Consider the following 7,767-nt stretch of genomic DNA (forward strand, 5'->3'; position numbering starts at 1 on the left):
GCGGGTGACATGGTGTAGTCGGGCCGTGTTCTCCCCGATAGTGACCGACATGTCGAAGGCGGGCACCCCAGGAGCGTCGGGATGGCTCTGCGGCGACCACCGGGTGGCTTCCTCTTCACCAGGCGGCACTTTGGTCAGCCGCGGCATGGTGCTCGCGCTTTCCGTTCCGCCGGCGACGATCACGTCTGCCATGCCGGCCATGATGGTGGCCGCAGCCAACTGCACGGCGGTGGCGCCCGAGGCGCAGTGCCGATTGATCGCCACCCCGGGCACGTTGGTCATGCCGAGGCGCACCGCGATGTTGCGGCCGATCACCCCTCCGCCCTGCAGGGACTCCGCGAGAAACAGGTCGTCGATGTCGGCTACCGGGAGTTGTGACCGTTCGACGGCCGCGGTGACGGCGATCTCGGCCAGTTCGTAGGCGTCGACTGACGTCAGGGATCCCTTGCGGGCCCTGCCGATTGGCGTTCTAGCGGCCGAGAGGATGAGCGCGTCAGGCATTGTTGTCGCTTTCGTCGAAGGTTGGGGGCTGCGGTTGACCGGTCATAAAGTCGCTGCCCGCTCCGTGCCGAGCAGGTCGGCGAGGAGCTCGCGCCGGAGGACTTTTCCGGTGGGGGTTTGCGGCAGCGCGCCGCGGATGACGACCAGCGCCGGCGTCTTGGAGCCACGCAGCCGGCTTCGCGCCCATTCGCGTAGCTCCTCGGCGGGGACCGCGCGGCCGGGTCGCAGTACCACGGCTGCGGCGATGTCTTGGCCCCAGTGCTCATCGGGTATTCCCACCACCGCGGCCTCGGCGACGGAGGGGTGTTCAAGGAGGACATCCTCGATCTCGGCAGGCGCGATGTTCTCACCGCCGCGGATGATGGTGTCGTCAGTGCGTCCTTCGACGAACAGGTAGCCGTCCTCGTCGACCCACCCGCGGTCGCGGGTGGCGAACCATCCGTCGTCATCGAGCGCACTTCCCGCGCCCCGGTATTCGCCGGACACCTGCTCGCCGCGGACATGGATGTCGCCGGCAATGCCGGCAGGCAGCGGCCCACCCGGTCCGCGGACCTGGACGGTTGTCAGAACATTCATCGCAGCGTCCCTCAGTCCGACGCCGGCAGCGCAGTGGGTGCCTTGATGATTAGTTCCCTTCCTTCTGCGGTGAGCACACCGGGCCCTGCCTTGGTGCACAGCACTTCTAGCCCGGTGTCGGTGTCGACGTAGCGTTTGCCGAGCACTGTGTCGCTCTCGGCGGTTAACGCCGCGGCCTCCGTCGCCAGGTCCGTCGTCATCGGCTGACCACCACACGACAACTCGACCGGCGTCGCGGGGGGTCGCACGACAATGATCTCGGTGTCACCCACCGTGCTACGCAGTCGCTTTCCCGTTGTGAGGTCCGTCATCGGTCACCTTTCGTCGTGCGGAGGCAGCGCGCCCGCCGTATCCGAGCTGGCCCGTGGGTGCACGGGTGAACGGCGCAGTTGTCGGGTGTCCGCCTAGCCGCGAGCGCGCGTTCAGGCCCAGAAGTTGTACAGGGTGCGGGCGTTGAGCTCGACGATCTTGCGTGCTTCGTCGTCGGGCACGTCGACCAGGTGCTCGGCGAGCAGCTTGCGGGTGTACGGCCAGTTGGAATCCGAATGTGGGTAGTCGCTTTCGAACATGATGTTGTCGACGCCGATGCGGTGACGCTGCTCGATCCCGGACTGGTCGGAGATGAAGCACCCGTAGATGTGCTCGCGGAACAGCTCCGAGGGCAGCTTGTCGGCGTTGATGTTGCACCAGTACTTGTGCCGGCCGAACGAATAGTCGATGCGTTCCAGCAGATAGGGCATCCACCCGATACCGCCCTCGGACAAGGCGACCTTGAGTTTGGGGAACTTGTAGAACACCTCCGACATCAGCAGGTCGACGGTGGCCATCATCGAGTTCAATCCGAACAACGCGATGCCGATGAACAGATCGCCGTCGGGGGCCAGCCCCTGCGGCATGCCGCCGGAGCCAAAGTGCATGGACAGCGGCAGTCCGGCTTCCTCGCAGACGCGCAGCAGCGGATCCCAATGGTCGGTGTGAAACGACGGGAGTCCGATCTTGTGCGGGGCTTCGATGAAGGAGATGGACTTCGCGCCCTTGGCCGCGGTGCGCTCGACTTCGGCGACCGAGGCCTCGATGTCCCAGAACGGAACCATCATCAGCGGGATCTGGCGCGCGGGGGCGTAACCGCACCATTCGTCGAGGATGAAGTCGTTGTAGGCGCTGATGCACAGCTTGGCGAAGTCCTTGTCCTTGGCCTTATGGAAGGTGCTGCCGGCGAATCCGCCGAAGTTCGGGAAGCACAGCTGGGCCCATACGCCCTCGATGTCCATGTCCTTGATGCGGTCGGCGATGTCATGACACCCCGGCAGCATGTCGTCGTAGCTGCGCGGGTCCATCCCGAAGTCGCGGGGATGCTTGCCGGCGACGGCGTTGAGGGCAAAGTTGCCTGACTGGCTGCCCTCATAGAGCCAGGTGTCGTTGCCATCGGGCAACTTGACGATGCGCGGAGCCACCTCGGCGTACTTGGCGGGCACGCGGTCCAGCCAGACTCGGGGGTGCTCGATGACGTGGTCGTCGACGGAAACGATCTTGGCGTCGTCGGGCAGCATGGGGAATCCCTCCTGGAAGACCGGTACGCGAGCAATCACGCCAAAACGTGATCGAAGCTCTCCTCAGAGTAGAACGATAAGTTCAATTTCTGCAACGCAGGTCTGTCCTTTGCGGCGCATGTGAGCTTCGAGCTCAGTCCGCAACTATCCGTAATGCCTGCTTCGGACAGGCGATAACGGCTTCGGCGACCGCCAACTCCATCTCTGGCGGCGGTTCCGGAAGGAGGACATCTAGGACGTCGTCATCGATCAGGTCGAAGACTCCGGGGGCTGCTGCCACGCACAACGCGTTGGCTTCACAAAGGTCGTGGTCGACTATCACCTTCATCCGCCAAGTAGACCACTACATTCTTCTAGCAACAACTATGGTTTCACTGAACGCATGTCATAGTTGCTCCTATGACACACTGCCCCTCCTTCGATGACGAGAGGACGCGATGACCGTTGACAACGTTCTGGTGATCACCGGAGGTGCGGGCGGGATGGGGATGGCCTGCGCCCGCGCACTGGCCGGCCGCGGACGTCTGCTGCTCGTGGACGTGCGCGAGGACCTACTCGATCAGGCACGCAAGGCCCTGACCGGGTACGGAGCCGATGTCGAGACGCTGCGCTGCGACGTGGCCTCCCCTGCCGACGTCGCCGCGGTTGCTGACCGGGTGCGCGAGCTTGGCCGGCTGCGCTGCCTCGTGCACACCGCGGGTGTCTCACCGGAAATGACCGACGCGGCAACAGTGCTCGACGTGGACCTGGCCGGATCGGTGCGCATCACCGATGCCTTGTTCCCCTTGGTCAACCCGGGCAGCTCCGCGATCCTGATCGGATCGATCGCCGGCTACAGCGAAGTCCCCGCCGCCGTCGAACCGTTGCTCGACGATCCGCTGGTCGACGGGTTCCTCGCTGCCGTTGAACAGGCCATGGGCAAGGCGCTCGACAGTGCCACGGCCTATGTCCTGGCCAAACGCGGTGTGACCCGGCTGGCCGAACGCCTCGCAACGCCGTGGGGCAGGAAGGGCGGACGCACCGTCGCGATCTCGCCCGGCCTGATCGATACGCCGATGGGCCGACTGGAACTGGATCGTCAGGAGATAATCCCGGTGATGATCGAGGTCACCCCGGTCAAGCGCCCGGACCGACCGCTGCCCGGACGGCCCGAGGACATCGCCGCCGCGGTGGCCTTCTTGGAGTCCGATGCGGCGGCGTTCATCTCCGGCTGTGACATTCGAGTCGACGGTGGACTCGTGGGGGCGGGCAAGCACCTGATGGGTGTCGGTTGATGACGGAGACCGGTTCCTCTTGGATCGACCCGGAGATCGGTGAAAGTCTGCGCGGATTCCCCGGTTTCGACTTCTCGCTCGACTCACTTCCGGCCATGCGCAGCGGATCGATGTTCGAGCCGCAGGCGGCACCCGACGTCGAGCGCGTCGAGCTGACCACCGAAGGAGGTGGTGTCGCACTGTCGGTGCTGCGGCCCGTCGAATCCGCCGACGAGCCGCCTGTCTTGTACTGGATGCACGGCGGCGGAATGGTGATCGGTAACCGGCACATGGACGACGCGCGCCTGATCGAGTGGTGCCGGTCGTTGGGTTGTGTCTGCATCAGCGTCGAATACCGGCTGGCACCCGAAGCTCCCTACCCTGCACCGTTGGACGACTGCGAGGCCGGTCTGCGGTTCGTCGTCGAGCACGCCCGTGATCTGCGCATCGACGCGCAGCGGGTCGGGATCGGCGGACGCAGCGCCGGTGGGGCACTTGCCGCGGGTCTGGCCCTGCGGCGGCGTGACCACGCGAACGCCCCGTTCGCGTTCCTATACCTGGAGTATCCGATGCTCGATGACCGGGGCCTCACCCCGTCGAGCCAACTCGAGGGCTTGCCGATATGGTCCCGCGAATCCAACACGTTCGGCTGGCGCAGCTATCTCGGCGACCGGTACGGCACGGACAACGTGCCGGCGGATGCGGCACCGGCGCGGGCCAACGAATTGGGCGGCCTGCCATCGACGTTCATCGGCGTCGGCACGGCGGACTGCCTGCGCGACGAATCGATCGATTTCGCCGCGCGACTGTGCCGGGCGGCGGTACCCACCGAACTGCACGTCTACGCCGGCGCCGTGCACGGCTTCGACATGTTCGCTGCCACCTCGGTCGCGCGGACCGCGGCGCGCGACAGCGCGGACTGGCTGGCTCGCCAGTTCGGGCGGCCCGCGGTCGGCTAGGCGGTAGCGGTTTCCAGCGCCGCCGCGAGTCGCTCGTGGTGAAAATAGGGATCGCCGAACAGGACCTGGTTCGCCTTGGCCCGGCGGTGATAAAGATGCAGGTCGTGTTCCCAGGTGAAGCCGATGCCACCGTGCACCTGAAGTGCTTCGCTGGTCAGAGCGGCGATCGCCGACGAGGTGTAAGCCTTGGCGACGCTGGCGGCTTCCTCGGCGTCGTCCGCATTGGCCGCCACGGCCATCGCGGCGTAGTAGGTGGCGGCCTTCGAGGCTTGCAGCCACATTCGCATCGTTGCGCACTTGTGTTTGACGGCCTGGAAGCTGCCGATGGCGCGCCCGAACTGGACCCGCAGCTTTGCGTACTGAACGGTCATCTCCAGCACGGCCTCGCCGACGCCGATGTTGTCGGCGCTGACCAGCACAGCCCCGCAACGGTTCTGGTGTGCGACCGCCGCTTCCGCAGCTTCGCCGGCGTGCAGCAGCGCCGATGGCGCCACCACCACATCGTCTAAGGCAACCTCGTCGAGGCGCCTGGTGATGTCGAGGGTGCGTTGTCGCCGCACTGCCAGTCCGGCGGCCCGCCGGTCGACGAGGAACTGCGCCAGGCGGCCTCCCAGGCGCGCGGTGACCAGGATCCAGCGAGCGTCATCGGCTTCTTGCACGGCGGTCTTGATGCCCTGCAGCCGGTAGCCGTCGGCGTGCTCGACGGCTACCGTGCAGACGGCGTCGGCTTCCCACGGCTGGCGCGCCTCCGCGAATGCCCATCCGGCGACGGCCTGGCCGCCGGCCAGCAGCGGCAGTATCTCCGAGCACAGGTCGTCACGTCCCGATTGTGAGATCGCCACTGCCGCAAGGGCGTTGCCGATGAGCGGGCCCGGCTGCACCGTCCTGCCGTGTTCTTCGGCGATCAGGGCGACGTCCACCAGATCGCGCCCCAGACCGTCGTATTCCTCGGCGACGAGCAATCCGGCCCACCCCAGTTCCGCGCCCCGCTGCCAGACGCGCTCGTCGTAGCCGCGGTCATCGGAATCGGCGAGTTCGCGCACGCGACTGATCGGCGATTCGCGTGCCAGCAACTTGCGGCTGCTTTCGACCAGCATCCGTTGTTCGTCACTCACGGTGAAATCCACGACCTACCTCCGAAGACGTCAGGAACCGCGCGGTTCCTTGGGCAGTCCGAGCGAGCGCTCGGCGATGATGTTGCGCAAGACCTCGTTGGTGCCACCGGCGATCGTCAGGGCCCGCGAATACAGGAACGCGTCCTGCCACCAACCGCCGGCGATCGCGTCGGGATCGTCTTCGGTGAGCAGCGCGTCGGTGCCTTGGAGTCCGAGTCCGAACTCGGTGAGCGCGAGATTGCTCTCGCTGTAGAGCACCTTGGCCAGAGGAGCGTCGCCGGGATCGGCCTCGCCGCTCAACGCGCGCGACAGGTTGTATTGACCCAGCCGAACATTGACCCGCGCGGCCGCGTACAGCCGGCCGATGTCTTGGCGGACCGCATCGTTGTCCAGCGCGGGGCGGGATCCGCGCCGCAGCGACCGCGCCATCGTTACCGCGTCACGCACCGCGCGCAGCATGACGATGCCCGCGGTGCCCACACTGGAGCGTTCCTCGACGAGGCTGGTGGTGGCGACCTTCCAGCCTTCGTCGACTCCGCCCAGCACGTTGTCTTTCGGTATCCGGACGCCATCGAAGAAGACTTCGTTGAAGTCACTGGTGCCGGTGATCTCGCGGAGCGGCCGCACGTCGACGCCAGGACTGGTCATGTCCAGGATGAACGCGGTGATGCCCGCGTGCTTGGGAACATCGGGCTTGGTTCGGGCCAACAGGTAGCCGAGCTGGGCGTGTTGGCCGTTGGTGGTCCAGACCTTTTGGCCGTCGACGATGAAGTCATCGCCGTCGCGACGCGCGCGGGTGGACAGGCTGGCCAGGTCGCTGCCCGCGCTGGGCTCGCTGAACAGCTGGCACCAGATGTCCTCGCCGGTCCGGATCCGGGGCAGATAGCGCTTCTGCTGGTCGTGGCGCCCGCAGTGGATGAGGGCCGCGGCTGCCAGCAGGCCGGCGCCGATCGGCGTGGGCACCCGCGCACGCGCCATCTCCTCACCGACGACGGTCGCGCGGAGCGCATCTTTGGTGCCGACACCGCCCCATTCGGAGGGCCAGTCAGCACCCACGTATCCGGCTTCGAACAGCCGGGCGGTCCATGACCGGAGGACGGGAATGTCCTCGGCTTCAGGTGCGCGGGTCCCGGCTCTGCCCTTCGTGCGCACCGCCGGGCGGTGTTTCTCGAGGAAACCTCTGACCTCCGCGCGGAACTGATCGATCTCGGGATCCTGTTCCAGCTTCATACGTCCGTCCTTCGCATCAGTGCGCCCGTCGCAGCAGCAGTGCTCCCCCGGGGGTGCCGCCGCCGGAGGTGACGACCGCAACCTGGGCGCCGGCGACCTGGCGCTCGGCCGCCTCGCCGCGCAATTGCGCGATGGCCTCGGCCAAGAAGCCGAATCCGTGGGTCCGTCCCGCCGACAGCTGACCGCCGTGGGTATTCAGCGGTAACTTCCCGTCCAGCGCGATCGTCGTTCCGCCGTCGAGGAAATCCGCGGCCTCTCCGAGACCGCAAAACCCGAGCGCCTCCAGCCACGACACGGCATTGAAGGTGAATCCGTCGTAAAGCTCGGTGACGTCGACGTCGTCGGGCCGCAGGCTGGTCCTGGTCCACAGATGCGCGGCGGGTCCAAAGACCTGCGGTTCGTGAGTGAGAGTGTCCTGGTCCCAGGAGATCCGGTCGAGCACCTGGGTGCCGACCGCTTCGACCAGCACCGCGGGTTTCGGTCGGTCCACCGCCGTGTCGATCGATGACACGATCACGGCGATCGCCCCGTCGCACGGCACGTCGCAGTCGTAGAGGCCGAACGGCGAGCTGATCATCCGCGC

At 66.5% G+C, this 7,767-nt stretch carries 9 protein-coding genes and 1 pseudogene; 2 read left to right on the forward strand and 8 right to left on the reverse strand.

Annotated features, from left to right (window positions below; translation table 11 throughout):
• The 5 genes and pseudogenes from JWP83_RS11635 to JWP83_RS11655 all read right to left on the reverse strand — a co-directional run.
• The coding region (locus JWP83_RS11635) for a beta-ketoacyl synthase N-terminal-like domain-containing protein (RefSeq protein ID WP_297730101.1) at positions 1-501 on the reverse strand (501 nt) is incomplete at its 3' end.
• 42 nt (positions 502-543) lie between these two features.
• Positions 544-1,014: pseudogene (locus tag JWP83_RS11640) on the reverse strand (class I adenylate-forming enzyme family protein); the annotation flags it as partial.
• A 74-nt stretch (positions 1,015-1,088) separates the two neighbouring features.
• On the reverse strand, positions 1,089-1,388 hold the full coding sequence (locus JWP83_RS11645; RefSeq protein ID WP_297730102.1) for a hypothetical protein: 300 nt from the start codon (positions 1,386-1,388) through the stop codon (positions 1,089-1,091).
• Between the two features lie 111 nt (positions 1,389-1,499).
• Positions 1,500-2,627 (reverse strand): amidohydrolase family protein, encoded by a 1,128-nt coding sequence (locus JWP83_RS11650; RefSeq protein WP_297730109.1) that lies wholly within the window; start codon positions 2,625-2,627, stop codon positions 1,500-1,502.
• A 133-nt stretch (positions 2,628-2,760) separates the two neighbouring features.
• Positions 2,761-2,955, reverse strand: a complete 195-nt coding sequence (locus JWP83_RS11655) for a ferredoxin (RefSeq protein ID WP_297730103.1) — start codon at positions 2,953-2,955, stop codon at positions 2,761-2,763.
• 109 nt (positions 2,956-3,064) lie between these two features.
• On the opposite strand from JWP83_RS11655, the gene JWP83_RS11660 reads away from it, so the two are divergent.
• A complete protein-coding gene (locus JWP83_RS11660; protein WP_297730104.1) occupies positions 3,065-3,901 on the forward strand; it encodes an SDR family oxidoreductase in 837 nt (278 codons plus the stop codon).
• Positions 3,901-4,839 carry an alpha/beta hydrolase gene (locus JWP83_RS11665; RefSeq protein WP_297730105.1) on the forward strand — a complete coding sequence of 313 codons (939 nt, stop codon included), beginning with the start codon at positions 3,901-3,903 and terminating at the stop codon, positions 4,837-4,839. The genes JWP83_RS11660 and JWP83_RS11665 overlap by 1 nt, the downstream gene beginning before the upstream one ends.
• On the opposite strand, the gene JWP83_RS11670 is transcribed toward JWP83_RS11665, so the two are convergent.
• The 3 genes from JWP83_RS11670 to JWP83_RS11680 all read right to left on the reverse strand — a co-directional run.
• A complete protein-coding gene (locus JWP83_RS11670) occupies positions 4,836-5,954 on the reverse strand; it encodes an acyl-CoA dehydrogenase family protein (protein ID WP_297730106.1) in 1,119 nt (372 codons plus the stop codon). The genes JWP83_RS11665 and JWP83_RS11670 overlap by 4 nt on opposite strands.
• A gap of 30 nt (positions 5,955-5,984) precedes the next feature.
• Positions 5,985-7,184, reverse strand: a complete 1,200-nt coding sequence (locus tag JWP83_RS11675; protein ID WP_297730107.1) for an acyl-CoA dehydrogenase family protein — start codon at positions 7,182-7,184, stop codon at positions 5,985-5,987.
• Positions 7,185-7,200: 16 nt separating this feature from the next.
• On the reverse strand, positions 7,201-7,767 hold a 567-nt coding region (locus JWP83_RS11680), incomplete at its 5' end, for a thiolase family protein (RefSeq protein WP_297730108.1).

Origin of the sequence: Mycobacterium sp. (assembly GCF_025965855.1) — a bacterium.
Lineage (GTDB): Bacteria > Actinomycetota > Actinomycetes > Mycobacteriales > Mycobacteriaceae > Mycobacterium.

Bases quoted from the DNA above. Each gene is read 5' to 3' on its own strand.
- JWP83_RS11660 (WP_297730104.1), top strand. From the start codon at position 3,065: ATGACCGTTGACAACGTTCTGGTGATCACCGGAGGTGCGGGCGGGATG.
- JWP83_RS11665 (WP_297730105.1), top strand. From the start codon at position 3,901: ATGACGGAGACCGGTTCCTCTTGGATCGACCCGGAGATCGGTGAAAGT.
- JWP83_RS11650 (WP_297730109.1), bottom strand. From the start codon at position 2,627: ATGCTGCCCGACGACGCCAAGATCGTTTCCGTCGACGACCACGTCATC.
- JWP83_RS11645 (WP_297730102.1), bottom strand. From the start codon at position 1,388: ATGACGGACCTCACAACGGGAAAGCGACTGCGTAGCACGGTGGGTGAC.
- JWP83_RS11675 (WP_297730107.1), bottom strand. From the start codon at position 7,184: ATGAAGCTGGAACAGGATCCCGAGATCGATCAGTTCCGCGCGGAGGTC.
- JWP83_RS11655 (WP_297730103.1), bottom strand. From the start codon at position 2,955: ATGAAGGTGATAGTCGACCACGACCTTTGTGAAGCCAACGCGTTGTGC.